Source organism: Bradyrhizobium sp. 41S5 (genome assembly GCF_011516665.3).
GTDB classification, from domain to species: Bacteria; Pseudomonadota; Alphaproteobacteria; order Rhizobiales; family Xanthobacteraceae; genus Bradyrhizobium; species Bradyrhizobium quebecense.
The window spans coordinates 4143477-4167993 of the sequence record NZ_CP083721.1 but is presented as its reverse complement, the minus strand read 5'-3'; the positions used below and the strand labels follow the sequence as shown (position 1 = coordinate 4167993).

28 protein-coding genes are annotated in these 24517 nt (G+C 64.5%); 11 read left to right on the top strand and 17 right to left on the bottom strand.

The genetic code is table 11. The annotated features are described in order from the left end of the window. Positions 1 to 10 precede the first annotated feature (10 nt). On the top strand, positions 11 to 202 hold the full coding sequence (locus tag HAP47_RS19820; protein ID WP_173643474.1) for a hypothetical protein: 192 nt from the start codon (positions 11 to 13) through the stop codon (positions 200 to 202). Between the two features lie 112 nt (positions 203 to 314). Here the strand turns inward: HAP47_RS19820 and HAP47_RS19815 are convergent, their stop codons facing one another. The 4 genes from HAP47_RS19815 to HAP47_RS19800 all read right to left on the bottom strand — a co-directional run bounded on the left by HAP47_RS19815 (position 315) and on the right by HAP47_RS19800 (position 4590). Further along, positions 315 to 1190 carry a PCC domain-containing protein gene (locus HAP47_RS19815; protein WP_173643473.1) on the bottom strand — a complete coding sequence of 292 codons (876 nt, stop codon included), beginning with the start codon at positions 1188 to 1190 and terminating at the stop codon, positions 315 to 317. A 4-nt stretch (positions 1191 to 1194) separates the two neighbouring features. Continuing rightward, the gene (locus tag HAP47_RS19810) at positions 1195 to 2835 is read right to left on the bottom strand and encodes an acyl-CoA synthetase (protein WP_173643472.1); all 1641 of its coding nucleotides are present in this window, start codon (positions 2833 to 2835) and stop codon (positions 1195 to 1197) included. A gap of 224 nt (positions 2836 to 3059) precedes the next feature. After that, complete coding sequence (locus tag HAP47_RS19805) at positions 3060 to 3461, bottom strand: SPW repeat protein (protein ID WP_173643471.1); 402 nt, start codon at positions 3459 to 3461, stop codon at positions 3060 to 3062. A gap of 184 nt (positions 3462 to 3645) precedes the next feature. After that, positions 3646 to 4590, bottom strand: coding sequence for a tetratricopeptide repeat protein (locus tag HAP47_RS19800; RefSeq protein ID WP_173643470.1), 945 nt, complete (start codon positions 4588 to 4590; stop codon positions 3646 to 3648). Positions 4591 to 4690: 100 nt separating this feature from the next. On the opposite strand from HAP47_RS19800, the gene HAP47_RS19795 reads away from it, so the two are divergent. Continuing rightward, complete coding sequence (locus tag HAP47_RS19795) at positions 4691 to 4963, top strand: GNAT family N-acetyltransferase (protein WP_173643469.1); 273 nt, start codon at positions 4691 to 4693, stop codon at positions 4961 to 4963. Positions 4964 to 4974: 11 nt separating this feature from the next. On the opposite strand, the gene HAP47_RS19790 is transcribed toward HAP47_RS19795, so the two are convergent. Both HAP47_RS19790 and HAP47_RS19785 read right to left on the bottom strand, forming a co-directional pair. Next, the gene (locus HAP47_RS19790; RefSeq protein ID WP_173643468.1) at positions 4975 to 5766 is read right to left on the bottom strand and encodes a fumarylacetoacetate hydrolase family protein; all 792 of its coding nucleotides are present in this window, start codon (positions 5764 to 5766) and stop codon (positions 4975 to 4977) included. A gap of 113 nt (positions 5767 to 5879) precedes the next feature. Beyond that, complete coding sequence (locus tag HAP47_RS19785; protein ID WP_092114034.1) at positions 5880 to 6293, bottom strand: DUF3597 domain-containing protein; 414 nt, start codon at positions 6291 to 6293, stop codon at positions 5880 to 5882. Positions 6294 to 6579: 286 nt separating this feature from the next. Between HAP47_RS19785 and HAP47_RS19780 the strand changes: the two genes are divergently transcribed. Both HAP47_RS19780 and HAP47_RS19775 read left to right on the top strand, forming a co-directional pair. Continuing rightward, positions 6580 to 7491: a DUF2189 domain-containing protein gene (locus HAP47_RS19780; RefSeq protein ID WP_173643467.1), complete on the top strand. Its 912-nt coding sequence runs from the start codon at positions 6580 to 6582 to the stop codon at positions 7489 to 7491. 234 nt (positions 7492 to 7725) lie between these two features. Continuing rightward, a complete protein-coding gene (locus HAP47_RS19775) occupies positions 7726 to 8541 on the top strand; it encodes a lytic murein transglycosylase (RefSeq protein WP_173643466.1) in 816 nt (271 codons plus the stop codon). 131 nt (positions 8542 to 8672) lie between these two features. Here HAP47_RS19775 and HAP47_RS19770 read toward each other — a convergent pair whose 3' ends face one another. Continuing rightward, positions 8673 to 8945 carry a hypothetical protein gene (locus tag HAP47_RS19770; protein WP_371821795.1) on the bottom strand — a complete coding sequence of 91 codons (273 nt, stop codon included), beginning with the start codon at positions 8943 to 8945 and terminating at the stop codon, positions 8673 to 8675. A 744-nt stretch (positions 8946 to 9689) separates the two neighbouring features. On the opposite strand from HAP47_RS19770, the gene HAP47_RS19765 reads away from it, so the two are divergent. The 4 genes from HAP47_RS19765 (at position 9690) to HAP47_RS19750 (ending at position 12855) form a co-directional block, all read left to right on the top strand. Beyond that, positions 9690 to 9842 carry a DUF1127 domain-containing protein gene (locus tag HAP47_RS19765; protein WP_016846063.1) on the top strand — a complete coding sequence of 51 codons (153 nt, stop codon included), beginning with the start codon at positions 9690 to 9692 and terminating at the stop codon, positions 9840 to 9842. A gap of 110 nt (positions 9843 to 9952) precedes the next feature. Next, on the top strand, positions 9953 to 11386 hold the full coding sequence (gene trmFO, locus HAP47_RS19760) for a methylenetetrahydrofolate--tRNA-(uracil(54)-C(5))-methyltransferase (FADH(2)-oxidizing) TrmFO (RefSeq protein WP_173643464.1): 1434 nt from the start codon (positions 9953 to 9955) through the stop codon (positions 11384 to 11386). Between the two features lie 5 nt (positions 11387 to 11391). Next, positions 11392 to 12495, top strand: coding sequence for a serine/threonine protein kinase (locus HAP47_RS19755; RefSeq protein WP_173643463.1), 1104 nt, complete (start codon positions 11392 to 11394; stop codon positions 12493 to 12495). Positions 12496 to 12570: 75 nt separating this feature from the next. Beyond that, positions 12571 to 12855, top strand: coding sequence for a DUF1488 family protein (locus tag HAP47_RS19750; protein ID WP_173643462.1), 285 nt, complete (start codon positions 12571 to 12573; stop codon positions 12853 to 12855). Here the strand turns inward: HAP47_RS19750 and HAP47_RS19745 are convergent. From HAP47_RS19745 to yajC, 5 genes are read right to left on the bottom strand one after another with little or no spacing between them, the layout of a single operon-like run. Then, positions 12852 to 13715, bottom strand: coding sequence for a phytoene/squalene synthase family protein (locus HAP47_RS19745; RefSeq protein ID WP_173643461.1), 864 nt, complete (start codon positions 13713 to 13715; stop codon positions 12852 to 12854). The two genes, HAP47_RS19750 and HAP47_RS19745, sit on opposite strands and share 4 nt — an antisense overlap. Beyond that, positions 13712 to 14095: an Mth938-like domain-containing protein gene (locus HAP47_RS19740; protein WP_173643460.1), complete on the bottom strand. Its 384-nt coding sequence runs from the start codon at positions 14093 to 14095 to the stop codon at positions 13712 to 13714. The genes HAP47_RS19745 and HAP47_RS19740 overlap by 4 nt, the downstream gene beginning before the upstream one ends. Before the next feature lie 6 nt (positions 14096 to 14101). Beyond that, positions 14102 to 15130, bottom strand: coding sequence for a protein translocase subunit SecF (gene secF, locus HAP47_RS19735; RefSeq protein WP_092114012.1), 1029 nt, complete (start codon positions 15128 to 15130; stop codon positions 14102 to 14104). Between the two features lie 10 nt (positions 15131 to 15140). After that, positions 15141 to 16736, bottom strand: coding sequence for a protein translocase subunit SecD (secD, locus tag HAP47_RS19730; protein ID WP_173643459.1), 1596 nt, complete (start codon positions 16734 to 16736; stop codon positions 15141 to 15143). A 40-nt stretch (positions 16737 to 16776) separates the two neighbouring features. After that, positions 16777 to 17133 carry a preprotein translocase subunit YajC gene (gene yajC / locus HAP47_RS19725; RefSeq protein ID WP_173643458.1) on the bottom strand — a complete coding sequence of 119 codons (357 nt, stop codon included), beginning with the start codon at positions 17131 to 17133 and terminating at the stop codon, positions 16777 to 16779. A gap of 190 nt (positions 17134 to 17323) precedes the next feature. Between yajC and HAP47_RS19720 the strand changes: the two genes are divergently transcribed. Then, positions 17324 to 18319, top strand: coding sequence for an ATP-binding protein (locus HAP47_RS19720; protein ID WP_173643457.1), 996 nt, complete (start codon positions 17324 to 17326; stop codon positions 18317 to 18319). A 90-nt stretch (positions 18320 to 18409) separates the two neighbouring features. Here the strand turns inward: HAP47_RS19720 and HAP47_RS19715 are convergent, their stop codons facing one another. Both HAP47_RS19715 and HAP47_RS19710 read right to left on the bottom strand, forming a co-directional pair. Continuing rightward, entirely contained in the window at positions 18410 to 19786 is a 1377-nt protein-coding gene (locus tag HAP47_RS19715) for a LysM peptidoglycan-binding domain-containing M23 family metallopeptidase (protein ID WP_173643456.1), read from the bottom strand. 110 nt (positions 19787 to 19896) lie between these two features. Beyond that, entirely contained in the window at positions 19897 to 20553 is a 657-nt protein-coding gene (locus HAP47_RS19710; RefSeq protein ID WP_173643455.1) for a protein-L-isoaspartate(D-aspartate) O-methyltransferase, read from the bottom strand. Here HAP47_RS19710 and HAP47_RS19705 point away from each other — a divergent pair. Continuing rightward, positions 20546 to 20731 carry a hypothetical protein gene (locus HAP47_RS19705; protein ID WP_173643454.1) on the top strand — a complete coding sequence of 62 codons (186 nt, stop codon included), beginning with the start codon at positions 20546 to 20548 and terminating at the stop codon, positions 20729 to 20731. The two genes, HAP47_RS19710 and HAP47_RS19705, sit on opposite strands and share 8 nt — an antisense overlap. Positions 20732 to 20925: 194 nt before the next feature. After that, complete coding sequence (locus HAP47_RS19700) at positions 20926 to 21303, top strand: response regulator (RefSeq protein ID WP_173643453.1); 378 nt, start codon at positions 20926 to 20928, stop codon at positions 21301 to 21303. Between the two features lie 116 nt (positions 21304 to 21419). Here the strand turns inward: HAP47_RS19700 and surE are convergent, their stop codons facing one another. The 3 genes from surE to serS form a co-directional block, all read right to left on the bottom strand. Beyond that, complete coding sequence (gene surE, locus HAP47_RS19695) at positions 21420 to 22187, bottom strand: 5'/3'-nucleotidase SurE (protein ID WP_173643452.1); 768 nt, start codon at positions 22185 to 22187, stop codon at positions 21420 to 21422. Positions 22188 to 22266: 79 nt separating this feature from the next. Further along, a complete protein-coding gene (locus tag HAP47_RS19690; protein WP_231168937.1) occupies positions 22267 to 23001 on the bottom strand; it encodes a hypothetical protein in 735 nt (244 codons plus the stop codon). 13 nt (positions 23002 to 23014) lie between these two features. Beyond that, the gene (gene serS / locus HAP47_RS19685) at positions 23015 to 24346 is read right to left on the bottom strand and encodes a serine--tRNA ligase (protein WP_173643450.1); all 1332 of its coding nucleotides are present in this window, start codon (positions 24344 to 24346) and stop codon (positions 23015 to 23017) included. Positions 24347 to 24517: the final 171 nt, after the last annotated feature.

Below are 24517 nucleotides of genomic sequence, written 5' to 3'. Positions count from 1 at the left end.
TGAAGAGGTCGTGCTGACGTGGCAGTTCGCCGGCGGGAGTTCGGGCAAACTGCCGCAATGGCGCTGCCTGTGGCTTGCCCAGGTCAGCGCGATCAGCTTGCGCAAGGGCCGCTGGCACGAGGGCGGCTCGCACCGCACCGAGCAGACCTGTGTCAGCGCGATCGACCTCGACATCAACATCCATGTCCGCAAGCGGCGGTGAGCGGCCCTTACCTGTCGCGAGGATGTAGATGTGTGTCTCACAGGCGGCGTCACACACTCGCCGTCGTCCCGGCGAAGGCCGGGACGACGCGAAGATGGAGTACGCCCCGCCCCTACGGCCGCTCCGCCTCTTCCAGCACTTCCAGCACCAGCTCCATCGTCATCAGCACGGGATTGTCGCCGCGCACCAGGCGTCCCTCGGCGATGCCGCCGAGATAGTCGACCAGCGCGACGTCGAGACTGGCGCGCACTCGACGATTGGCGTCAGGCGCGATCTGCCCCGCGGTCACCGCGAGCTCGGTCGCGAACGGCACCACGCTGTGGCGATCGCTGAAGACCGCGCCGATGGTCGAGCCGACGCCGCCATGCAGCCGCGCGCGCAGGATGCCGTGCTGACGACAGAAGCCTTCCAGCGCACAGGCGAAATCCTGGTTCGGCCGCAGCCGCAACGCGAAGGCATGGCGCGTGGTCTTCGCACCCGCCGGCGCCCTGGTGACCGGACCGAACAGCTTGAAATTGGTCTCGCTGTCGGGCTCGGCCACAAAGGTCGCGCCGTCGATGCCGAACGCGCTGACCTCGAACGGCTCGGCGACGATGGTTTCATCCGGCAGCATGTGTCCGCCGTTAAAGCGGCCATCGGCCTCGGTCCACAACCCGTGGCAATGGAAGAACGGTGCGCCGTCGCGTTCGCCAAAAGTCAGCGCCGCGAGCTTGAGCCGTGTCACGCCACCGGGACGGAACGTGTCGCTGTAGAACGCGGCGTTGACGCCATCCTTCGACAGCGCCGGCATCACATAGGCGAACGGCCCGAGCGCGCCGCCCGTGGCGCTCAGCACGCCGCTGGAAAATCCTTCCGCCGCAAAGCCGCGGCGCACGGCTTCGAGCAAGGGAATGCCGGTCTCCAGCATGAATGAAAAGGCGCGGCCGCGCGCGGCGACCCATTGGATGCGCTCGGCGACCGCAGCGCCGGGCTGGGCGATGCTGCGCATCGCCCTATGCGCCCGTCGATTTGGCGACAACGTCGAGCAGCCCGCGCGCCTCGAGCTCGTCGCGGATCAGCCGCTTCGGCACCTTGCCGTAGCCGGACTTCGGCAGCGCCTCCCAGAAGAAGAAGCGTTTTGGCATCTTGTAGCGCGGCACCTTCGGCGCGAGGTATGCCGCAAGCTCTGCCTCCGCGACCGCGTCGACGCCTTCGCGCGCGACGCAGACGGCGATACCGACCTCGCCCCAGAATGGATCGGGCACGCCGAGCACGGCGACCTCACCGACCGCGGGATGGGTCAAGAGCTTTTCCTCGATCTCGCGCGGATAGATGTTGGAGCCGCCGGAGATGTACATGTCGGAGGCGCGGCCGGTGATGTAGACGAAGCCCTCCTCGTCCATATGGCCGAGATCGCCGGTGCGGAACCAGCCGTCGCGGAACGCCTTCGCATTGGCCTCGGGGTTGTCGTAGTAGCCGGCGAACACGCCGGGGCCGATCACGCAGATCTCGCCGGTCTCGTGCGCCTTCAACTCACGGCCGTCATCGCCCTGGATCGAGACCTGCATGCCGGTCCGTTCGAAGCCGCAGGTGCCGATCCGGGCATGCGGTCCGTCCTCGGGATCGTGCAGGCCGGGCGGCAGCACGGTGATGTTGCCGGTGACCTCGCCGAGGCCGAAATACTGCACGAGCACACAGCCAAGCTTGTGAAGCGCCGCCTTCTGGTCCTCGCGATACATCGGCGCGCCAGCGTAGATGATGTAGCGCAGCGAGGAGTGGTCGTGCTGGTCGGCGGCGGGATGCTCGACCATCATCTTCAGGATGGTCGGCACCGTGAACATGTTGCTGACGCGGTATTTGGCGATCAGCCGGTACGCCTCGGCGATGTCGAACTTCTCCGACGACAGCAGGATAGTCGGCACGCCGCGCGCGGTCTGCACCAGCTGATGCACGCCGGCGCCATGCGACAGCGGCGCCACTACCAGCGAGGCGTCGTCTTCAGTGGTGCCGGGCATCAGGTCGGCAAGATGGTTGGTGATCACGAAGGCCATCTGGCCGTGGGTCAAGACCGCAGCCTTGGAGCGGCCGGTGGTGCCGGAGGTGAAGAAGAACCAGCAGGGATCGTCGTACTCGACCGGCGTGTTCTCGACCGCGGCACCGGCGTGCTTGGCGATCACGTCTCCGACGCTCGCCTCGCCGAACGGGCCCTCTTCGCCGATCCGCCAGACGAATTCGAGCGCCGGATTGGCGGCCGCCTTGGCGTGCTCGGGGAAATCGGCATGGCAAAGGAACGCCTTGGCGCCGGAGGCCGCCGCCAGATAGGCGACCTCGTCGGGCATCAGGCGGAAATTGGTCGGCACCCATACCGCGCCGAGCCGGAAGGCCGCGAACATCGACCAGAACATATCGTCGCAGTTCTTGGAATGCACCAGGATGCGGTCGCCCTTGCTGATGCCGCGCGCGGCCAGCGCCGCCGCCAGCGCCGAGACGTTCTGGTCGATATGGTGCCAGGACCAGGCCTTCTCGTTCCAGATGAAGCCGGGACGATCGCCGTGGCGGCGGGCGTTCTGGGTCAGGATGTAGGCGAGGTTCATCACCCGGCGCGACACCCGCGCGATCCCGCCGCGCGGCGCGGTCGCCTCGGTCCCGCTCATTGCCGCCCCGCCGATACGCACAACAGACAGGGCATGGTCAGGACGGTCATCGGGTGTTTCCTCGGTCAGAACCGGGCGTCTTCAAGCGCCGCAAGGGATTGGTGCCAACCGGTTTATCGCCAAGCAGCGCGCCTCGGCAAGGGCCGCCGAACGCGGCGCGATGATGCCGCGCCGGCGGCCGCCATCCAACAATGCTTGGCCCGACAATACCTGGCCCGAGGCCGCTATTGCGGATGCTTGGCCAGGTCCTGCTCGCTCAGGTTCCAGTCCTGCCAGAGCTGCAAGGCGCCGATCAGGGCGACCAGCCCGCCGAGCAGGATGTGCCAGAGCTGCAGCACCTGGTCTTCCGAATAGCCGAAGATGTTGGGCGACGCGATCAGCCAGAGGCCCAGCACTATGCTCGCCACCTCCTCCCAGCGATGCAGCGCGACATATTCGAGTTGGGCGAGGCCCAGCACGAGCATGCCGACCACGAAGCAGTTGAGCACCAGGTGGCTGCGCTCGACATCGACGACGTCGCTGACCTGGATCGGAAACCAGGGCGAGACCATGATCAGCACGCCGAGCAGCATGCCGAGCCAGTCCTCCCAGGGGCGGTGTGTGCCGAAGAAACGATTGTCCGACATGACGAACCTCCTTGCGACAAGGGGCATACGTCAGCGACCGGCCTCACCACTCGGTACCAGACGACCGTCGGGCCGCATCCGGGGGCGTATGTCTGGGAACAAGCCTAATCGAATTGCATCGGCCCGCAAGGCCCGATCGGCGTGTGTGCGATGCGGCAGGATCGAGGGCGCCCGGCACCGCGCGTTAGCGCGCCCCGCCGAGCCGCGCGAGCGCCTCCCTGGCGGACTTCAGATCGGGCTGCAGCTCCAGCGCCTTGCGAAAATCGGCCGCCGCGCCTTTGCTGTCGCCGAGCCGCAGCTTGGCCTGGCCGCGGTTGTTCCAGGAATAGACGTCGGCGGGATCGTATTGCAGCGCCTTGTCGTAGTCGGCGAGCCCGCCCTTGTTGTCGCCCTGAAAGAGCCGGATCATGCCGCGGTTGCGCCAGCCGCGCGCATCGGTCGGCGCAATCTTCGCCGCCTCGCCGTAATCGGCGGCAGCGCGATCGAGCTGCTCGGCATCGCGATAGACATTCCCGCGATTGATATAGGCGAACGCGTTGGGCTCGAGCTTGATCTCGGTGGTGTAGTCGGCGATCGCATGCGCCGCATCGCGCTTGCGGTAATAGACAAAGCCGCGATTGCCATAGGCGGTGGCGAGCTGCGGATTGTATTTGATGGCGAGGCTGAGATCGGCCAGCGCGCGGTCGAGATCGCCCTTGTTGAGCCAAGCATCGCCGCGATTGTTGTAGGCCATCGCAAACGCCGGATCGATCCGGATCGCCTCGTCGTAGTCGGCGATCGCATGATCGAGATCGCGCTTCAAGGCGTAAACCCGGCCGCGGTTGGTGTAGGCGCAGGCATAGGAGGAATCGAGCTTGATCGCCTCGTTGAGATCGGCGAGCGCTGCATCGAGCTCGCGCTTCTCGGTCAGCCCGTGGCCGCGGTTGCAATAGGCGCCGGCCAGCCGCTTGCCGGTTTCGGTCTTGCCGTCGATCACCGTGGTGCAGGCGAACACACGCTCGCCCGGCGCCGTCGTCAGGCCGACGCAGGCCTGCCAGCTCGGATCATCGCCGGCCGCGGCTTGCGGCGAATTTGGCAGCGTCAACGCGGCGCCGAGCAATGCAGCGGTCAGGCAGGCCAAAATGCGCATCTCGTCAATCCACAAATGTCAATTTGCGGGTTGGTCGCGGCTTTGCACCGGCGGGTTCACGCGCTTAGATCAAGGCCTGTGAATCAACCGGGATTTTGCGATGGCTGCCGTCCGCGACAACAAGGCCGAAAGGCGCTTCGAACTCGATACCGAGGGGGGCACAGCCTTTGCGAATTACCGGCAGACGGCCGCGGCCGTCATCATCACCCATACCGAGACACCGCGCGCCCTGCGCGGCCGCGGCATCGCGTCGGAGCTGGTCAAGGGCGCGCTGGAGCTGATCCGCGCCGAGGGCCACAAGGTCATCGGCGGCTGCAGCTTCGTGGTGGACTACCTCGACAAGCATCCGGAATACGCGGATCTTGCGGGCTAGCGCCGCGTTCGTCAGACGATCTTGATCGACATGTCGGGCAGGCCCTCTAGCTTGCAGAGCAGCACGTCGCCCTTGACGACCGGGCCGACATTCTCCGGCGTTCCGGAATAGATGATGTCACCGGCCTTCAGCTCGAAGGCCTCGGAGAGCTTTGCGATCTGTTCGGCGACGCTCCAGATCATGTTCTTCAGATCCGAGCTCTGCCGGACCGTGCCGTTGACCGCGAGCGAGATCGCGCCTTGCGTGAAATGGCCGGTCTTATCAGCCGGATGGATCGGCCCGAGTACCGCGGCATGGTCAAAGCTCTTGCCGATCTCCCACGGTTTCTTCTCCGCGGCCATGCCGTTCTGCAAATCGCGCCGCGTCATGTCGAGGCCCAGCGCGTAGCCATAGACGTGATCGAGCGCCTTGTCGGCGGGGATGTTGGTGCCGCCGGACTTCAGCGCGGCGACCAGTTCGACCTCATGGTGATAGTTCTTGGTCAACGACGGATAGGGATGATCGGCGACCGTGCCGATCGCGACATTCTGGATCGCATCCGTCGGCTTCTGGAAGAAGAACGGCGGCTCGCGGCTCGGATCGGAGCCGCGCTCGATCGCATGAGCGGCGTAGTTGCGGCCGATGCAGTAGATGCGGCGGACCTGGAACACCTCGGTGGCGCCGAAGATCGGGATCGTCACGGCCGGGACCGGAAACATCGCCTTCGGCGCGGCCTCGGCGTGGGCCGGCACAGATTGCGCGGCGGCGCCGGCCAGTGCGAGGGCGCCGGTCGCAAGCATCGTCCGGCGATCGAGATCAGACATGGGAGTTTTCATGGGCGTTCTCCTTCTTGTCCGCCGATCTATAGATGCTGGCCGGTCCATAAAAAAGGCCCGCGCTAGCGCGGGCCCTGGCGGTGCGCGGGATGATGATCCGGTCAGTGCTTGATATCCGGGGGCAGCTTGCCGCCGTTGGCCGCAAGCTTCGTCATAACCTGCTTGTGCAGCCAGATGTTCATGCTGGCGGAATCGTTGGTGTCGCCGGTGTAACCGAGCTCCTTGGCGAGCTCCTTGCGCGCCGACAGGCTGGAGTCGATGTCGAGCGCCTTCATCAGGTCGACGATCGAGGTCCGCCACTCGAGCTTCTCGCCCTTCGCGGCTACCGCCTTGTCGAGGATCGGGGCGACGTCAACGGACTGCGCAGGCGCCGCACCGGCGGGTACCGCGGCAGGCGACGGCGAGGCGCTACCGGATCCACCGGCGGGAGCTGCGCTTGTGGCCGTTCCGCCGGCGGGCGCGGCACTGGCGCTGCTGCCGAAGATCGCGCCCATGATTTTTCCGAAAATGCTCATCGTTCGCTCCCAAGAGAGTTGAGATGTGAAGGCCACACGGCAACGCACCGGCTGACCGAGGTCGCAGTTCAAGTGTATCGCCCCCACAATACCTTGCCAATGCGACATTCACTTAAGCGTGAGTGCTTTTGGCGCGGTTTGGGAGTACCCTCACTCAACAGTTCGCGACACGGCCAGTTCCCTGCTCTGTCTTTCGCGTCTGGCTTGCTCGTGATCGCTTCAAGAGGCGGTACGTTTGTGCCCGCGCGCCGGGCGCAGAATGCGCCGGCCCGAGGGAGACAACACCATGGCCGCGCCATACCAAGGCAATGTCACATCGATGACGCAGAGCGGACAAGGCCCCGCGCCTGCGCCGGTTATCCGCACCATCGGCCTGTCCGATTTGCATCAAGCGCTGCGTCTCGGCTGGGAAGATTTCAAGGCAGTACCAAGCCACGCCATTATCCTTTGCCTGATCTATCCCGTGCTCGGCATCGTGCTTGCGCGCACCGTGCACGGCTATTCCGTGCTGCCTCTGCTGTTTCCGCTGGCCGCGGGCTTTGCCCTGCTCGGCCCGTTCGCCGCGATCGGCCTGTACGAGATGAGCCGCCGCCGCGAGGACGGCGGTGAGGCATCCGCATGGGACGCCATACAGGTATTCCGCTCGCCGTCATTCGGCGCGATGCTCGGGGTCGGAACGTTGCTGTTTGCACTGTTCGTGACCTGGATCGCCACCGCGCAGGCGATCTACACTGCGGTGTTCGGCTATCAGGTCGCGGCCAACATTCCCGATTTTGCCGAGCGCGTGCTGACCACCCCGCAAGGCTGGTGGCTGATCGTGGTCGGTTGCGGCGTCGGCTTCCTGTTCGCGCTCGTCGCGCTGTGCATCAGCGTGGTCGCATTCCCCATGATGCTCGACCGCCAGGCAACCGCCGGCGAAGCCATGGTGACGTCGATGCGCGCCGTCGCACAGAACCCGGTGCCGATGGCGGCTTGGGGCCTGATCGTCGCGGTGCTGCTGGTGCTGGGCACGATCCCGTTCTTCCTCGGGCTCGCCGTCGTGATCCCCCTGCTCGGTCACGCCACCTGGCATCTCTATCGCGAGGTCATCGTAAAGGATCCGAACGCACGGCCGGTGATCCCCGAGCCGCGTGAGCGCAAGCCCGCCGCCGACTTCCCGGCCAACCTGTTCCCGTGGCGGCGCAGCGATCGCGGCTAAGCGCCCGTCATCCCGAATGCGTAAACGCCAAAGCAACCGCCGGCCGATTACATTCGGCCGGCGGTTTGTCGTTCCGGATCGTCAAATGGGGGTGAAATTGGCGTGGCATTTGCAACACCTGCCTGAGATAAACGGCTCGATCACGAGCCATGTTTTGGCCGCTGTTGCCGCGAACATACCCGCCGGGTTTCGCGACCAATCGATGTCATCGCCGACTCCGGAGTGAAATTGCCAATGACCTCGCGCTTTTCCTTTCACACGCTCGCCGTCGGGGCGTGGCTCTTGACCTCGACGGTTTCTGCGCTCGCCGCCCAATGCGGCACGGGCACGTTCGAGTCCTGGCTCGACGATTTCAAGAAAGAGGCCGTGACGAAGGGCATTTCGCAGAACGCGATCCAGGCCGGGTTGAATGGCGTCACGCAGGACAAGGCTATCCTGGCGCGCGACCATTCGCAGCAGGTGTTCAGCCAGACCTTCGAGCAGTTCTCGGGTCGGATGGTGCCGCCGCGCCTCAATCGCGGCTCCGACATGATGAAGCGCTACGGATCGGCGCTGTCGCGAATCGAGGAGGCCTACGGCGTACCCGGTGAAATCCTGGTCGCGATCTGGGGGCTGGAGACCGATTTCGGCGTCAACACCGGCAAGTTTCCGACCATGCGCTCGCTGGCGACGCTGGCCTATGATTGCCGCCGCTCCGACATGTTCAAGGCCGAGCTGATGGATGCGTTGCGCATCGTCGAGCGTGGTGATCTCGCGCCGCAGGAGATGCGCGGCGCCTGGGCCGGCGAGATCGGCCAGACCCAGTTCATGCCGTCGTCCTACATCAAGTTCGCGGTCGACTTCGACGGCAACGGCAAGCGCGACCTCTTGCACAACGTGCCTGACGTGCTGGCCTCGACGGCGAACTTCCTGAAGAGCTACGGCTGGAAGAAGGGCAAGGGCTGGGAGCCCGGCAGCGAGAATTTCGCGGTCATCCAGCAATGGAACAAGAGCGAGGTATACGCCAAGACGATCGGCTACTTCGCGACCCAGCTCGCCAAGGCTCCGTAGCGCGGCGAAATTGCGTGGCGGCAAGAAGCCCGCGTGTCGGCTCTGCTTCGATCAGCACTGCTCGTGCTCGGGCTGAATTAAAAAGGGCCGATTGCCCCAGGCAATCGGCCCTTATCGCCATGATCAAAAGCTTACTTTGCCATGCTGGATTCAGCAGCCTTGCTGAGGTGCTCGCCGCATGCGCCCCACTTGTTGTTCAGCATCGCGTCCTGCGCGAGCGAGACTTCCTTCTCCGCCGCGAATTTGACCTCATTGTCAGCCATAGCTTCGACGGCAGCTTCAGTCTTGCCGAAATTGGCACCGCTGCAACCGACGCCCATATGATGATGAGCGGCCTGGGCCGGAGCAGCGACAGCATACGCAGTGGCAGCCATGGTGGCTGCGGCGATGAATGTTTTAATCATGGGATGATCCATCTCTTGTTCTTGGACAGATCCCTGCGTGATTGCGGAATCTGCTGCGCAATTATTCGCTGTTGCCGGCACCATTCAGAATGAACTTCGCGCGATACGAATGTGATCGGCGCTGCACGCGGATCGCGCATGCGTTGCATAGTGTTTCGATTACATGTCGGTAAGGAAGCGGCGGGGCATTAGCCTTGCTGCCAACGTTCGCTTCAATCGAAATGCACTTCCGATAATCCTCAGCATCTTCCGCGCGACACGCCGGACGTGACGGAGATCCGCACGGCGGACGCACCGAATTACCTCTCGCGTCAATGCGGCTGATTGACGCTCTGCCCATTCAGGGGCGCTCACGCTAACATATGAACTAATAATCATTCTAATGTCAGCTTGTCGCATGCGAATCACGCATGGAACACATCGCCGTGATCCGGCGAGCGAAGGCGCGAAGAAACTTGATTTGGCGGTCATTAATTACCACGTATCCAACCTGATCTGGCGCACAAAGAGCCAACCAACCAATTGATTTGAAAAATATTTTTTCGCTCCTCCCTGTGTCGGCGGAACCTTCGTTTACAGGCCCGCTCGCCAAGCGCCAAACGGTTAATTGAAACTTACCCGCGCCATGCGTTTTGGGTCTAGCTGCATCGCACCATTGGAACTACTGCGCCGCACCATATCATCTATATTCACTTCAACGATGAGGCTTTTGAAAAGCTGAATCTGAATTACTAGGAGACTACCATGTTGCTCTCGCTCATCCGCATGATCCAGGCTTTCCGGGATTATCAGCGCAATGTCAGCGAACTGTCCCAGCTCAGCGATCGTGAACTGGCCGATATCGGCCTCGACCGCTCGGACATTCCGCGCGTTGCCGCCGGTACCTACAACGGCTAATCGGCCGTAAGCCATCTGACGAACGGATAACGCCCGCTTCCACAGCGGGCGTTCTCGTTTCTGGTGCGGTTTCAGATGCACATGATCTCGAAACGCGCTAACGCTGCGCGATGACACCGCATCAATCCTCTTCCCAAACCGTCCACATCGTGGGCGCGGGGCTCGCCGGCTCGGAAGCCGCCTGGCAGGTTGCCAATTCCGGCGTCCGTGCCGTCCTGCATGAAATGCGCCCGCACCGAATGACCGAGGCGCATCGGACCGAAGGCTGCGCCGAACTGGTCTGCTCGAATTCCTTCCGTTCCGACGATGCCGCCAGCAACGCGGTCGGGCTGCTGCATGCCGAGATGCGGCGGCTGGGCTCCCTCATCATGCGTGCGGCCGATGCCAACCAGGTGCCCGCCGGCGGCGCGCTGGCGGTCGACCGCGATGGCTTTTCCGCTGCCGTCACCAAAGCGCTGAACGAACATCCGCTGATCGAGATCAGCCGCGAGGAAGTCGCGGGCCTGCCGCCGGCCGACTGGGGCAACGTGATCGTCGCCACCGGCCCCCTTACCTCGGCGCCGCTCGCCGACGCCATCAGGCAGCTCACCGACGAGAACGCGCTGGCGTTCTTCGATGCGATCGCACCGATCGTGCACAAGGATTCCATCGACATGTCGGTGGCCTGGTTTCAGTCGCGCTACGACAAGGTCGGTCCCGGCGGCACCGGCGCCGATTACATCAACTGCCCGATGACCAAGGAGCAATATGACGCCTTCGTCGCGGCGCTGCTCGACGGCGAGAAGGTCGACTTCAAGGATTGGGAGACCAACACGCCCTATTTCGACGGCTGCCTGCCGGTCGAGGTGATGGCCGAGCGCGGCCACGAGACGCTGCGCCACGGGCCGATGAAGCCGGTGGGATTGACCAATCCGCACAATCCGACGGTCAAGGCATATGCGATCGTCCAGCTGCGGCAGGACAACAAGCTCGGCACGCTCTACAACATCGTCGGTTTCCAGACCAAGCTGAAACATGGCGCGCAGCAGCGCGTGTTCCGCACCATCCCGGGCCTCGAGAACGCGGAGTTCGCCCGCCTCGGCGGCCTGCATCGCAACACCTTCCTGAATTCGCCGAAACTGCTCGATAGCCAACTGCGCCTGCGCGCGCAGCCGCGGCTGCGTTTCGCCGGCCAGATGACGGGCTGCGAGGGTTACGTCGAGTCGGCCAGCGTCGGCCTGATCGCGGGCCTCTGCGCTGCCGCCGACATGCGCGGCGCGGCGCTGACGCCACCCCCCGCCACCACCGCGCTCGGCGCGCTGCTCGGCCACATCACCGGTGGCCATATCGAGACGATCGACGCCGGTGCACGCTCGTTCCAGCCGATGAACATCAATTTCGGTCTGTTCCCGCCGCTGGCCAGCCCTCCGACCAAGAAGCCGGACGGCTCGCGGCTGCGCGGTAACGAGAAGACGGTCGCCAAGAAACAGGCCATCAGCGCGCGGGCACTCGTCGACCTCGACCACTGGATCGCGGAGCACCTGCGCGTTGCGGCAGCGGCCTGACAGTCATGAGCTTGCCGAAAGACGACGACGCCACCCTGTCGGCGCGATGGAGCCAGGGCGTGCTGCTCAAGCGTGACGTGTTCTCGACGGTCGAGCGCGGCCGTTTCCGGACCGATGATGGCGAGGTTGAGGGCGTGCTGCGCCGGCTCGATCAGGTGCCGTTCTGGTCGTTCGCCGTGGCGCTGCATCTGTTCTCGCGCGAACGCCGCGCCTTGACCCTGGCGCGCGATCTTGACGTCGGCCCCAAGCTGCTGTGGGCAGGCAGGCGCGCGCTGGTGCGCGGCTTCATCGACGGCGCGGCGCTGCATCTGGCGAAGCCGCATGGCGACGCCGCCTATTTCCGCTCCGCCAAGGCCGCATTGCGCAAGCTGCATCGCGCCGGCATCTGCCACAACGACCTCGCCAAGGAGCAGAACTGGCTGGTCGGCCGCGATGGCCGCGCCTACCTCACCGACTTCCAGCTTGCTGCCTGCTTCAAGAGCCGAAGCCGGCTGTTCCGCATCGCAGCCTATGAGGATCTGCGGCATCTGTTGAAGCACAAGCGCAGCTACGCGCCGGAGGCGTTGACGCCGAAGGAGCGCAAGGTGCTCGCGAAGAAGTCGGCGGTCGCCAGCGTCTGGCTCAAGACCGGCAAGAAGGTCTATCAGGCGATCACCCGCGGCATCTTCAATTTCACCGACCGCGAGGGCGGCGGCCGGCGGCTGGTCAACGACGCGCCGGTGCTGGTCGATTTGATCCGCAGGAATCCTGACGTCCGCGACACCGCGATCGTCGCCTTTGCCGACCGGCGCGTCGGCGTAGGGCTCTACGCCTTCGTCGAGGCCGACCAGTCCGCACTGGAAAAGACCCTGCGCAACGAGCTTGCCGCAGCCAAGGGCGTCAAGCCGCCGGAACACATCCAGATCGTGCATGCATTGCCGCGCGATGCGGCCGGCAAGCCGCGTACCGAAATCCTGCAGCTCGTCGCCATGAACCAGATCGACCTGATCGAGCCGATGATGCGCAGCGACGCCGATCGCAAGTTCCTGAAGGACATCCTCGAGCAACGCAAGAATTTGCGCGACCGCTTCAATTTCGAAGTTGCCGAGATGGATCGGCCGGTGCGCTGAAGCGCGCGCACTCTCGACAAACGCAGCTCGAAGCGCCAATCTTGTGGGGGCTAGCGCGCTCAAGGGACAAGCTTAATGCCACTCACCCGTGGCCGTATCGGGGGATATGATTCCGAACGCCTGGCGTTCGGATTCACCATGATGCACGGCGATCAGGAAATTGAATGTCAGATCAGCGACGCCGCAATGGACGAATTGGCTGGCACGCGCGGAACACCTAGCCTGGCCCGGCAGGCGCAGTTCATTGCGCTGCGCGACGCGATCGAGATGATCGCATCCGACATCTTTGACAACAGCCCGGTGGTCAAAGGCGCGACGATCCGGATCTTCACCAAGCACATCTCGAAGGAACAGAGCTAGCGACCGAACTCTTCGGTGCGCGCAGCGCGCCACAACGTCCAGAGCGTGCGCAGGCGTGACACCGGCTTCGGCAGGAACGGATCGTAGTCGGCCCTCCTCACCCGGTTCAGCTCGCGCCTGATGTGAGCGAGCGGCAGGAAGATCGGCCTCACGCCGGACGGCACATCCGCAAGCAGCCCGAATGCGGTCTTGATATGACCCTGAGCCTCGTCAGCAAGCTGATCGATCGCAGCACGGATGTTCGGCGTCGGCTTGCCGGCAAACACCTCCTCCTTGCTGCTGCCGTGCTGCTGCAGCAGCGGCAGCGGCAGAAACAGCTGCTGCCGCGAGGCGTCGCGGCCCAGCGCCGCGATGACCTGGGCCATGCCCTGGGCAAGGCCGGCATGACGGGCCAGGTGATCGATCGCCTCCGATGGCCGCGCCACCACGCGCGTGGCCTGCGCGAACAGCGTCGATGCCGTGGCGTCGAGGTAGCCCTCGAGCGCGGCCAGCGACGGCATCGGGTCGTTGTAGAGATCGAACTGATGCTCCTCGACCAGGAGCGAGAACGGCGAGACCGGCAGACGGTGATTGCGGATCGCATACAGCAGTTCTGCCGCGACCGGATTGCCTTCGACGCCGCCGTGTCCGGCGCCGGCCAGCATGTCGGTCCACCATTGCAGCCGGATCTCGCCGGGCAGCGGCTGGCTGACCTGCTCGTGCACGCGCGAGACCTCGATGTTGAAGGCGTAGATCGCGAGCAGCGCCCGGCGCTCCGGACCCGGCATGAACAAGGTCGACGCGTAGCGCACGAAGTCATGGGTCCGTACCAGATCGGCGCAGAACGCCGCGCCGTCGGTCGGCGCCTCCGTCGTGCTCATGGCACCGCGATCAGCGCCGCCGCGACGCGACGCCGCTCGCCCAGCATGATGTTGTAGGTGCGGATCGCGGGGCCCGTCTGCATCGGGTCGAGCACCACCCGGACTGCGCGCAGAGCCTCGCGCAGGCCCTTCGGCGGCACCCAGACCTCGGTGCCGGTCCCGACGATCAGCGTATCGATCGCATTGGCGGCTGCGAATACCTTTTGCAGCGCGTATTCGTCGATCTCCTGCGGCCTGGTGACCGGCCAGGCCCAGATCGCATCGGGCAGGCACAGCAGCGAGCCGCGGTGCGACATATCGGCAAACGCGAAGCCGCCCTTGCCGTAGGCCTCGATCGGCGCCGACCTCGGAAGATGGGGAGCGTCCGAGGAGTTGCTCATGACCAGCTACTTCTTGGCTGCCGCGTTCGGCTTCTTCTCCGATTCATCGTCGGCGGCGTCGCGCCTCGTGGTGCCGACGCCGAGATAGATCAGGATCGGTGCCGCGATGAAGATCGAGGTGTAGGTGCCGACCAGCACCACGCCGAACATCATGACGGCGGTGAAGCTGTGAATCGCCTGGCCGCCGAACAGCAGCAGCGCGAGCAGCGCCAAGGTCACGGTGACGTGGGTGATGATCGAGCGCGACAGCGTCGAGTTGATCGATTCATTCAGCAGTTGCGGCATCGGCATCTTCTTGTAGCGCCGCAGCATCTCGCGGATACGGTCGTAGATGACGACGGTGTCGTTGAGCGAGTAGCCGAGAATCGTCAGCAGCGCCGCGATGCTGGTGAGATCGAAGTCGACCTGGGTGATCGACATGAAGCCGATCGTCAGCACGATGTCGTGGACGTTGGCGATCATGGCGCCGAGCGCGAACTGCCACTCGAACCGGAACCAGAGATAGATCAGGATGCCGACGATCGCGAGCATCAGGCCGAGCATGCCGTAGGCGAGCAATTCGCCGGAGACGCGCGGTCCCACCACTTCGACGCGGCGGTAGTCGACGGAATCGCCGAGCGCGCCGCGAACCTTCGTCACGGCGTCCTGTTGCGCCTGATCACCGCCGGGTTGCTCGGCGACGCGGATCAGGACTTCGGCCGGACCTCCGAACTGCTGCAACTGCACCTCGCCGAGGCCAAGACCATTCAAGGTCGTGCGCATCGCGGCAATGTCGGCGGTGCCGGACTTGGCCCGTACCTCCAGCAGTGTACCGCCCTTGAAGTCGATGCCGAAATTCAGGCCGTGGGTGAAGAACAGCGTAATGGCCAGGATCGAAAGCAGCGCCGAGATGGGGAAGCTGATGCGGCGAAAGCGCGTGAAGTCGAAATGCGTGTCGTCGGGCACGATGCGCAGCGCCGGCATCAGCCCGAGCGCCGCGACCACGGTCAGCACGGCAATCAGGATGCCAAGGCCAATGAGAACGGTATGAGTCACAATAGGCCTCTCAGATCGGCACAGTTTGCGGCCGCTTCCACCGCACCCACGCCGCGACAATCAGGCGCGTCAGGGTAAAGGCGGTGAACACCGTGGTGATGATGCCGATGCCGAGCGTCACGGCAAAGCCGCGCACCGGTCCGGTGCCGATGTAGAACAGCACGGCGGCAGCGATGAAGGTGGTGATGTTGGAATCGAGGATGGTCGCCAGCGCCCGCTTGAAGCCGGCGTCGATCGCCGAGATCGCGTTGCGGCCGCCGCGCAATTCCTCGCGGATGCGCTCGTAGATCAGCACGTTGGAGTCGACCGCGATACCGACCGTCAGCACGATGCCGGCGATGCCGGGCAAGGTCAGCGTGGCGTTGAGCAGAGACAGCAGCCCGAAGATCATGGCGACATTGATGGCCACGGCGATGTTGGCGAACACACCGAACAGCCGGTAGGTGATCAGCATGAACACGATGACCAGGATCGAGCCGACATAGGCCGCAAGCTCGCCCTTTTCAATCGAGTCCTGGCCGAGGCCGGGACCGACGGTGCGCTCCTCGACCACCGTCAGCGGCGCCGGCAACGCGCCGGCGCGCATCAGGATCGCCAGATCGTTGGCCGACTGCACCGTGAAGCTGCCGGAGATCTGGCCCTGTCCGCCGGTGATCGGCTCGCGAATCACGGGCGCCGAGATCACCTTGTTGTCGAGCACGATCGCAAACGGCTGGCCGACGTTATCGGCGGTCGCCTGAGCGAATTTGCGCGCGCCCGAGGTATTGAACTTGAAGCTGACGATCGCCTCGCCGGTACGCTGGTCAAAGCCGGGTTGGGCATCCGAGAGTTCACTTCCGGAAACCAGGACCTGCTTCTTCACAATGTACGGAACCGGTGGCGGCGACGCGCTCACGAGCCGCTCCGAGTCCGCCGGCACCGTGGCCTGATCGGGCGACGCCGTGGTGTCGACCATGCGGAATTCCATCTTCGCGGTCTTGCCGAGCAGCTCCTTCAGATGCGTCGGGTCCTGCAGGCCCGGCACCTGCACCAGGATGCGGTCGGTGCCCTGACGCTGGATCAAGGGCTCGACGGTGCCGAGTTCGTTGACGCGGCGCTCGACGATCTGGATCGACTGCTCGATGGTCTTGCGCATCCGCTCGATCATCGCCGGCTGCGACACGGTCAGGCGGATCAAGCCGCCTCCCGCATCCGTCACATCGACATCGCGCTGGCCGCCGGAGCCGAGCAAGCCGCCGATCGGCTGTGCGATCTCGCGAAGTTTCGCCAACGCGGCCGGAACGTCGGCCTCCTTGGCGATCCGGGCCTCCACGGCGTCGTTGCGGATCGCGATGCCTCCGGTGAAGCCGATCCGGGCGTCACGCAGCGCCTTCCTTGTGTCGTCGCGAACCTGTTCGAGCTTTTCCTTCTTCACATAATTGGCGTCGACCTCGAGCAGCAGATACGAGCCGCCCTGCAAATCGAGGCCGAGGACGAGGCGCCGCTGCGCCCAGGCCGGCCAGGTCTTGACCTGCGCCTCGGGGAAGAAATTGGGCACGGCGCACAGGCAGACCACCAGCGCTGTCAGGATAATCCCCAGCGCTCGCCACCGCGTGAAATACAACATCGAATTGACCTGTCAGATTCGGCAAAAGGCTCCGCGGCAATCAGCTCGCGGACGCCTCGTCCTTGGTATCGCCCTTCGCCGGCTCACCCTTGGCCCGCACGCCGGAAATCATCTGGCGCATCTGACGCACGCGGACGCCGTCCGAAATCTCGAACTCGATCTGGTCGTCGTCGACCACCTTGGTCACCTTGCCGACGAGGCCGCCCGAGGTCACCACGGTGTCGCCGCGGCGGATGTTCTTCACGAGGTCGGCATGGTCGCGCACCTTCCGCTGCTGCGGGCGCAGAATCAGGAAGTACATGATGACGAAGATCAGCGCGAATGGCAGCAGCGACATCAACATGCTGTTGGTATCAGTGCCAGCTCCAGCCTGAGCAAACGCAGGAGTAATCAGCATTCGGACGATCCTCGGATAAGACGGGAAAGAACCGGCAGTGCCCTCGGATTCGGGGCGGTATGGCGGTCCGGACAAATTCGCGCGGACTATAGCGGCCGCGGTCCCAATTGCAACGTTAACGGACCTTCATTTAGGGCGCTTGCGGGACTGCCGCCAGCCCGATAAGGCTGCGCCGTCAGGAACTGGACAAATGCCGAAAAAAGCCAAGAAATCCACCAGCAAAACCACCAGTAAATCAGCCCGCAAAACCGCCCCTCAAGCTGCCGCCAAGCGTGCCGCAGACGCCGCGACAAAACGCCCGGTAATGCCGCTCGACGGCGCCACTGCCGAGCGGATCGCGAACGCCCTGGAGACCATTGCGAGCCGCCTTGCGGCCGCCTCCCCGGCCCCCGATCCGGCCGAGTCGTTCGGTGCCGCGGACGCCTTTGTCTGGCATCCGGACGGCCGCCTTGCCCCGGTGCCGCGCGTCAGCCGCGTCGAGATCGGCCTGCTCAAGGGCGTCGACCGGATGCGCGATATCCTGATGGAGAATACCGAGCGCTTCGCCAACGGACTGCCCGCCAACAATGCGCTGCTGTGGGGCGCCCGCGGCATGGGCAAGTCGTCACTGGTCAAGGCGACGCATGCCAGCCTCAATGTCGACCGCAAGCCGGCCGACCGGCTGAAGCTGATCGAGATCCACCGCGAGGACATCGAGAGCCTGCCCGGCCTGATGGAGCTCCTGCGCAGCTCCTCGTTCCGCTTCATCGTGTTCTGCGACGACCTCTCCTTCGACGGCAACGACGCCTCCTACAAATCGCTCAAGGCGGTGCTGGAAGGCGGTATCGAGGGACGTCCGGAGAACGTCATCCTCTATGCGACCTCGAACCGGCGGCATCTCTTGGCGCGCGAGATGATCGAGAACGAGCGCTCGACCGCGATCAATCCGGGCGAAGCGGTCGAAGAGAAGGTGTCGCTGTCGGATCGCTTCGGCCTCTGGCTCGGCTTCCACCGCTGCAGCCAGGACGAGTACCTAGCGATGGTGAAAGGCTATTGCGACCATTACGGCATCAAGATCGCCGAGGGCGAACTCGAGCGCGAGGCGCTCGAATGGTCGACCACCCGCGGCTCGCGCTCCGGCCGCGTCGCCTGGCAGTACACGCAGGAACTCGCCGGCCGGCTCGGCGTGCGGCTGAGCGGCAACTGATCGCGGCAGCATTTGCGCAAAACAAAACGGGGGAGGCTTGCGCCTCCCCCGTTGTCTTTGTTGTGAGACTTGGAAGTCCCGGCGCGCAACCTACGCGCCGTTGAGGAACTGGAGCGGATCGACCGGAGACGATCCCTTGCGAATTTCGAAGTGGAGCTGCGGCGAGCCGGCCTCGCCCGACTGGCCCGACTTGGCGATCACCTGGCCGCGCTTGATGGTGTCGCCGCGCTTCACCAGAATTTCGCTCGTATGGGCATAGGCGGTGACGTAGCCGTTGGAATGGCGAACCAGCACGAGATTGCCGTAGCCCTTTAGCTCATTGCCCGAATAGGCGACGACGCCGTCCTCCGCCGCCTTCACCGGTGTGCCTTCGGGCACCGCGACGTTGATGCCGTCGTTGACCTTGCCGTTGGTCTTCGAGCCGTAGGCCGTGATGACCTTGCCGCGCACCGGCCAGCGGAACGTCGGCAATGCGCCGGTGGCTTCGCTCGACTTGGTGACAACGGGCGCTTCTGCGGCGGCCATCGGCTGTTCGACGGTCGCGGTCGGCTGAACCAGCCGCGCGCTCTGCTGCGGCAGCGCTGTCGCGACGACCTTCGGGGCCGCCATGGCCGGTGCCGGAGCAGCTGCAACCGGTGCGGCAGCAACGCCTTGCGCAACCGGCGCCGGAGCCGCCATCGCAGTCTTGGCGCCAGGCACCACCAGCTTCATGCCGAGGCTGAGCCGGGCCGACTGATCGAGATTGTTGGCGCGGGCAAGCTCGGCCACGGGAATGTGGTGCTGGCGCGCGATGCTATGCAGCGTGTCGCCGCGATTGACGTAGTGGACGCCGGCAGGCGCCGCAGCCACGGCAACGGGCCGCATCGCCGGCGTGACCATCGCCGGTGCTGCTGCGGCGGCCATCGGGCGCGGAATGACCAGCTGCTGGCCGGGCGACAGCGCGCGTGGTCCCTTGTAGCCATTGGCGCGCAGGATCTCGGCGGTCGAGACGTTGTAGCGGCGCGCCAGCACTTCGAGCGTATCGCTGGTGCCGACGATGATGGTCGTGCCGCTATGTCCGGCATGCGCGGCGGCGACCGAATGCGGAACGGTGCCGGTGGCTTCGATCTGCGGGCGCGCCGGCGGCGGCGTGTAGGACGAAAGCCCGCGCCCTCCTCCGGAGACGCCAGCGTTGGCGACCGGGTAGGACTGCGGTGCCGCAACCGGCGGCGGCAACGGCTGTGACTGGTACTGTGAATATTGCGGTTGGGTGCGTGGCCGTGCGTATTGTGGCAGCTCGCGCGGCGGCTGTGCCTGCACGGTGCCGGTCGGCTGCGGATCAAACGCAAACGGATTTTGCGAGTAGGAGTTTTGCGAGAAGCGCGACGACATGTCGGCGCTGCAACCGGCAAAAGCCATGGACATCAGCGTCAGCACCGCAACCTGCGGTACGCGACGCGAGCGAAGCAACTCAACAACCCCAGACATGGTTACTCACTCGTACGCAACAAAAGACTGTTTTGAGTAAACACGTCGCGAGTAAATAACCGCTTAACCCTGCGAATAAGGCGTTGGCGCCAAGCAGCAAATCGCCAAATCTACAATTCGCGGGCGATTCCTGGCAGCGCCGGCACAAAGCGGACGTCGACCAATTCCTTGCGGTCGAAGCCGCTCTGCGTCCGCACCACGCGGACCAGGGTCTGGGTGCCCTGATGTGGCCCGACCGGGGCGATCAGGATGCCGCCGGGATCGAGCCGCTCCAGCAGCTTCTCCGGGATCTGCTCCATCGCCGCGGTGACGATGATGCGGTCGAAATCGCCGGCCCCCGCCGGGACGTCGAAGCCGTCGCCGAGCAGCACCTCGATGTTGTAATAACCGAGCTTTTCGAGGCGCTTGCGGGCACCGTCGGCCAGCGTCCGGTAGCGCTCGATGGTCAGAACCTGCTTGCACAGCCGGGACAGCACGGCCGCCTGATAGCCCGAGCCGGTGCCGATCTCGAGCGCGCGGTGGTCCTTCTGCAGCTGCAGCTGCTCGGTCATGTAGGCCACGACGAAAGGCTGGCTGATGGTCTGCCCGCAGGCGATCCCAAGCGCACTGTCGCGGTAGGCTTCGTTGCGGTCGCGCGGATCGACGAACACCTCGCGCGGCACCTCCTCCATGGTGCGCAAAACCGCCTGATCGCTGACCCCTCGCCGCCGCAGGGTAAGCTGAAACATCATCTTCTCGGTCGGATCGGGCTTCACGGCCATGTTCATCAGCATCTCTGGGCGGCAGCGCGGAATCTTGCTCGGGCTTGATGCCATTGAAATCCGAAATACCGCGTTAAGGAAAAATTTCCCGTCACCTTTTGTTCCCGACCAGGAACCGGCAGCCCGATTTGGTGTTGGCGCCGACGCAGCAGCTTCCCATATAGTCGATAGCGACGCGCGGTGAACGCCCGGGCGCGGGGGCCTTAGTTGTACGGTTTGCACCCGGTCGGAGACTAGACGAATCCCGCGCAACGCGTCAGTCAGGTCGATCCGGCGACGCAGCGGCGCGCGCTGGAAACCGACTAATTCCCAAACGTTTGCGTTGCGCCTTATAGTGTTATTTGCGAGCCTATTTCAGGGACGGGCAGGGATTCCATCATGACAGCGACACGGCCGGCGGGCTGTTCAGTTTTCCTCGTCGAGGACGAGGTCATGATCCGGATGATGGTCGCCGACATGCTGGAAGAGCTCGGCCATAGCGTCGCGGCCGAGGCCGGCGAGATCGGCGAAGCGGTCAAGCTCGCGCAATCGACCGAATTCGACCTCGCGATCCTGGACGTCAACGTCAATGGCAAGGTGATCACCCCGGTCGCCGAGCTGATCAACGCCCGCAACCGCCCCTTCATCTTCGCGACCGGTTATGGCTCGTCCGGCCTGCCTCCGGAGTATCGCGATCGTCCGGCGCTGCAAAAGCCCTTCCAGCTGGAAACGCTGGCGCAGGCGATCTCCAGCGCGATGAAGGGCGCGCCGGTTTAAACCTCACCCGCATTCGTAGCCCGGACGCAGCGAAGCGAAATCCGGGACCGCTCTCTATGCGTTAAGGATTTCTCCGGATTTCGCTGTGCTTCATCCGGGCTACAGATCTCACGGGATCACTTCAACGTCGCGATCAGCGCTTCCGAAAATGCTTCATCGGTGCGGTCGAGCCGCAGCGGCGTCACCGAGACGTAGCGCGCGGCAAGCGCGGCGAGATCGGTGCCGTCGGCCGGCGCATCCATCATCGCCGCGCGCTCGAAGCCGATCCAGAAATACGGATTGCCGCGTCCGTCGTGACGGCGATCGATCTTCAGGAAACCCTGATTGCGCTTGCCCTGCCGCGTGATCCGGATGCCCTTGACGTCGTCGGGCATGCAGGACGGGAAGTTGACATTGATGACGGTGTTCCGGGGAACGCCTGCGCCGATCACCTTGCGGATGATGTCGGGTCCGAATTTCAGCGCGGTGTCCCACAGCGGCGCGTGGCGCGTCTCGATCGAAAATTCTTGCGACAACGCAAACGACGGAAAGCCCAGGATGGTGCCTTCCAGCGCGCCGGCGATGGTGCCGGAATAGACCACGTCCTCGGCGACGTTACGACCCTTGTTGACGCCGCTCAGCACGAGATCGGGCAGCTTGTCACCGAGAATGTGGCGCGCGCCCATGATGACGCAATCGGTCGGCGTGCCGCGCACCGCGAAGTGACGCGGTCCCACTTCGCGCAGACGCAACGGATCGTTGAGCGACAGCGAATGCGAGACGCCGGACTGGTCGAGCTCGGGGGCGACGATCCAGACGTCGTCCGACAATGAGCGCGCGATCTGCTCGACGACCTGCAGGCCGGGGGCGTGGATGCCGTCATCATTGGTGCAGAGAATTCGCATCCGTCAAAGTGCCTCTTGTTCCGATTCCACGCGGGTTTCTTGAATTGCGGTGTCTTGAGCTGATTGCCGTCTTAACCGGCTAGGGCCGCGGAGGCAAACCCCGTCCGTGCCATCGCGCCGCCGTGACGCGCCACGGATGCACGAATCTGCCACTGCCGGCGATCTTGCTGTCGAACACCGGCCAGGCCGGTAAGGCTGGCCGCCGGACAACCGCAACAACCGGCGCCAGCGTTGGCGCTTCGTGCTTCTTGGCCGGCGGGGCCTGTCGCATATCAGACGTGAGTGCCTCGGACTTGAGGGGCTCCGTCTTCGCAGGTTCAGCTTTGGCGGGTTCGACCTGGGCAGCTTCAGGTTTGGGAGCTTCGGCCTTGGACGATTCAACCTTGGGCGATTCGGGTCCGGGCGGCGGCGCGGGCGCCGCCTCGGCCGGCTTTGCGACGAGCGCGGCCGCAGCCGATTTCGATTTCAGCCTCGCCAGCAGCTCCTCGATCGAGGGCACCGATTCCGCGTCAAGCGGAGCCCGGGGCAAGGCCGGCGGCGTGGCCCGGACCGGAGGCGGCGCGACGGCTGGGGGGGCGGGCAGATCGGCCGGCGCCAAATAGGCGAACTTGCCGCGCGCGATCCCCAGCGCCCTGTCGAAATCGGGCCTGTCGATCCAGACTTTCGATTGCACCTCGGTTACGCGGGCTTCCCACAGGCGCGCGGCCTCGATGTCGTAATAGCCCATCTGCTTCTGATTGATCAGCTGCAGACCGTGACCCGTAACGGCCCATTGTCGACCAAGCCAGTGGATGTCACGGTGGAGCGGCATCACACTGGCCCTCGCCTCACATGCCGTGCTCGATGACTTTGAGCCCGCCCATATAGGGCTGCAGCACATCGGGCACCGCGATCGAGCCATCCTGCTGCTGATAGGTCTCCATCACAGCGATCAGGGCGCGCCCGACCGCCGTGCCGGAGCCATTCAGCGTATGCACGAAGCGCGGCTTGCCGTCGGGGCCGCGATAGCGCGCGTCCATGCGACGCGCCTGGAAATCCCCGCACACCGAGCAGCTCGAAATCTCGCGATAGGCACCGCCATCGCCCTGCCCCGGCATCCACACCTCGATGTCGTAGGTCTTTTGCGCGGAGAAGCCCATGTCGCCGGCGCACAGCGTCATCACCCGATAATGCAAATCGAGCTTCTGCAACACCTGTTCGGCGCAGGACAGCATGCGCTCGAGCTCATCCTTGCTGGCTTCCGGCGTCGTGATCGACACCAACTCGACCTTCGTGAATTGGTGCTGCCGGATCATGCCGCGCGTATCGCGTCCCGCAGCTCCAGCTTCGGCGCGGAAGCACGGCGTCAGCGCGGTGAGCCGCATCGGCAGCTCTTTTTCGTCGAGGATGGATTCGCGCGCGAGGTTGGTCAGCGAGACTTCCGCGGTCGGAATCAGTCCCAGGCGCTCGCTGCGCAGATCGGCATTCGGCGCCGAGAGCAATTCGCCCTTGATTGCCCAGAACTGATCGTCCTCGAATTTCGGCAACTGGCCGGTGCCGAACATCACGGCGTCGCGCACCAGCAGCGGCGGATTGATCTCGGCATAGCCGTGCTCGCCGGTGTGCAAATCGAGCATGAACTGCCCGATCGCGCGCTCGAGCCGCGCCAGTCCCTTCTTCAGCACGACGAAACGGGCGCCGGACAATTTCGCAGCCGCCTCGAAATCCATATAGCCGAGCGCGGTGCCGAGATCGTCGTGCAGCTTCGGCGCAAAGCCGTAATCACGCTTCTTGCCGAACACGTGGTGCTGGACGTTGCCGTGCTCGTCGGTGCCGTCGGGCACCTCCTCGAGCGGCAAGTTTGGAATGGACGACAGCTCTTTCGTCAGCTCGTCGTCAAACGATCTCGCGGCGGCCTCGAGCTCCGGCATCGTGGTCTTGAGCTCGGCGACCTCGGCCATCAGCTTGGCCGCGCGCGCCTCGTCCTTTGCCTTCTTGGCGTCGCCGATCTCCTTCGAGGCCGCATTGCGTCGCGCCTGGGCCTGCTCCGACGCCAAGATTGCCGCACGCCGCTTCTCGTCGATCGCCAGCAGCGACGGCGACAGGGCCCCAAGTCCGCGGCGTTTCAGGCCGGCGTCGAAGGCTGTCGGGTTGTCGCGGATCGCTTTGATGTCGTGCATGGCGTGGTAGTCCTGACGGCGGGCTTGCAGATAACGTTGTACGTCAACGTTTGCGTTGCATGTTTCCAGTAGCACGACCGTCATCACCCGCGAAAGCGGGTGATCCAGTATTCCAGAGGCGTCGGCGTGTCACCGAGAAGCCGCGGTGTACTGGATACCCCGCCTTCGCGG

What these genes read in the sequence shown, in the direction of transcription:
- secD (WP_173643459.1), bottom strand. Translation starts at nt 16,736, where the DNA reads ATGTTGTATTTCACGCGGTGGCGAGCGCTGGGGATTATCCTGACAGCG.
- HAP47_RS19780 (WP_173643467.1), top strand. Translation starts at nt 6,580, where the DNA reads ATGGCCGCGCCATACCAAGGCAATGTCACATCGATGACGCAGAGCGGA.
- HAP47_RS19710 (WP_173643455.1), bottom strand. Translation starts at nt 20,553, where the DNA reads ATGAACATGGCCGTGAAGCCCGATCCGACCGAGAAGATGATGTTTCAG.
- HAP47_RS19800 (WP_173643470.1), bottom strand. Translation starts at nt 4,590, where the DNA reads ATGCGCATTTTGGCCTGCCTGACCGCTGCATTGCTCGGCGCCGCGTTG.
- HAP47_RS19815 (WP_173643473.1), bottom strand. Translation starts at nt 1,190, where the DNA reads ATGCGCAGCATCGCCCAGCCCGGCGCTGCGGTCGCCGAGCGCATCCAA.
- HAP47_RS19715 (WP_173643456.1), bottom strand. Translation starts at nt 19,786, where the DNA reads ATGTCTGGGGTTGTTGAGTTGCTTCGCTCGCGTCGCGTACCGCAGGTT.
- HAP47_RS19795 (WP_173643469.1), top strand. Translation starts at nt 4,691, where the DNA reads ATGGCTGCCGTCCGCGACAACAAGGCCGAAAGGCGCTTCGAACTCGAT.
- HAP47_RS19720 (WP_173643457.1), top strand. Translation starts at nt 17,324, where the DNA reads ATGCCGAAAAAAGCCAAGAAATCCACCAGCAAAACCACCAGTAAATCA.
- HAP47_RS19790 (WP_173643468.1), bottom strand. Translation starts at nt 5,766, where the DNA reads ATGTCTGATCTCGATCGCCGGACGATGCTTGCGACCGGCGCCCTCGCA.
- HAP47_RS19765 (WP_016846063.1), top strand. Translation starts at nt 9,690, where the DNA reads ATGTTGCTCTCGCTCATCCGCATGATCCAGGCTTTCCGGGATTATCAG.
- serS (WP_173643450.1), bottom strand. Translation starts at nt 24,346, where the DNA reads ATGCACGACATCAAAGCGATCCGCGACAACCCGACAGCCTTCGACGCC.
- HAP47_RS19785 (WP_092114034.1), bottom strand. Translation starts at nt 6,293, where the DNA reads ATGAGCATTTTCGGAAAAATCATGGGCGCGATCTTCGGCAGCAGCGCC.
- HAP47_RS19740 (WP_173643460.1), bottom strand. Translation starts at nt 14,095, where the DNA reads ATGAGCAACTCCTCGGACGCTCCCCATCTTCCGAGGTCGGCGCCGATC.
- HAP47_RS19770 (WP_371821795.1), bottom strand. Translation starts at nt 8,945, where the DNA reads ATGATTAAAACATTCATCGCCGCAGCCACCATGGCTGCCACTGCGTAT.
- HAP47_RS19755 (WP_173643463.1), top strand. Translation starts at nt 11,392, where the DNA reads ATGAGCTTGCCGAAAGACGACGACGCCACCCTGTCGGCGCGATGGAGC.
- HAP47_RS19745 (WP_173643461.1), bottom strand. Translation starts at nt 13,715, where the DNA reads ATGAGCACGACGGAGGCGCCGACCGACGGCGCGGCGTTCTGCGCCGAT.
- HAP47_RS19775 (WP_173643466.1), top strand. Translation starts at nt 7,726, where the DNA reads ATGACCTCGCGCTTTTCCTTTCACACGCTCGCCGTCGGGGCGTGGCTC.
- HAP47_RS19705 (WP_173643454.1), top strand. Translation starts at nt 20,546, where the DNA reads ATGTTCATCAGCATCTCTGGGCGGCAGCGCGGAATCTTGCTCGGGCTT.
- HAP47_RS19805 (WP_173643471.1), bottom strand. Translation starts at nt 3,461, where the DNA reads ATGTCGGACAATCGTTTCTTCGGCACACACCGCCCCTGGGAGGACTGG.
- HAP47_RS19810 (WP_173643472.1), bottom strand. Translation starts at nt 2,835, where the DNA reads ATGAGCGGGACCGAGGCGACCGCGCCGCGCGGCGGGATCGCGCGGGTG.
- yajC (WP_173643458.1), bottom strand. Translation starts at nt 17,133, where the DNA reads ATGCTGATTACTCCTGCGTTTGCTCAGGCTGGAGCTGGCACTGATACC.
- surE (WP_173643452.1), bottom strand. Translation starts at nt 22,187, where the DNA reads ATGCGAATTCTCTGCACCAATGATGACGGCATCCACGCCCCCGGCCTG.
- HAP47_RS19750 (WP_173643462.1), top strand. Translation starts at nt 12,571, where the DNA reads ATGCCACTCACCCGTGGCCGTATCGGGGGATATGATTCCGAACGCCTG.
- HAP47_RS19700 (WP_173643453.1), top strand. Translation starts at nt 20,926, where the DNA reads ATGACAGCGACACGGCCGGCGGGCTGTTCAGTTTTCCTCGTCGAGGAC.
- trmFO (WP_173643464.1), top strand. Translation starts at nt 9,953, where the DNA reads ATGACACCGCATCAATCCTCTTCCCAAACCGTCCACATCGTGGGCGCG.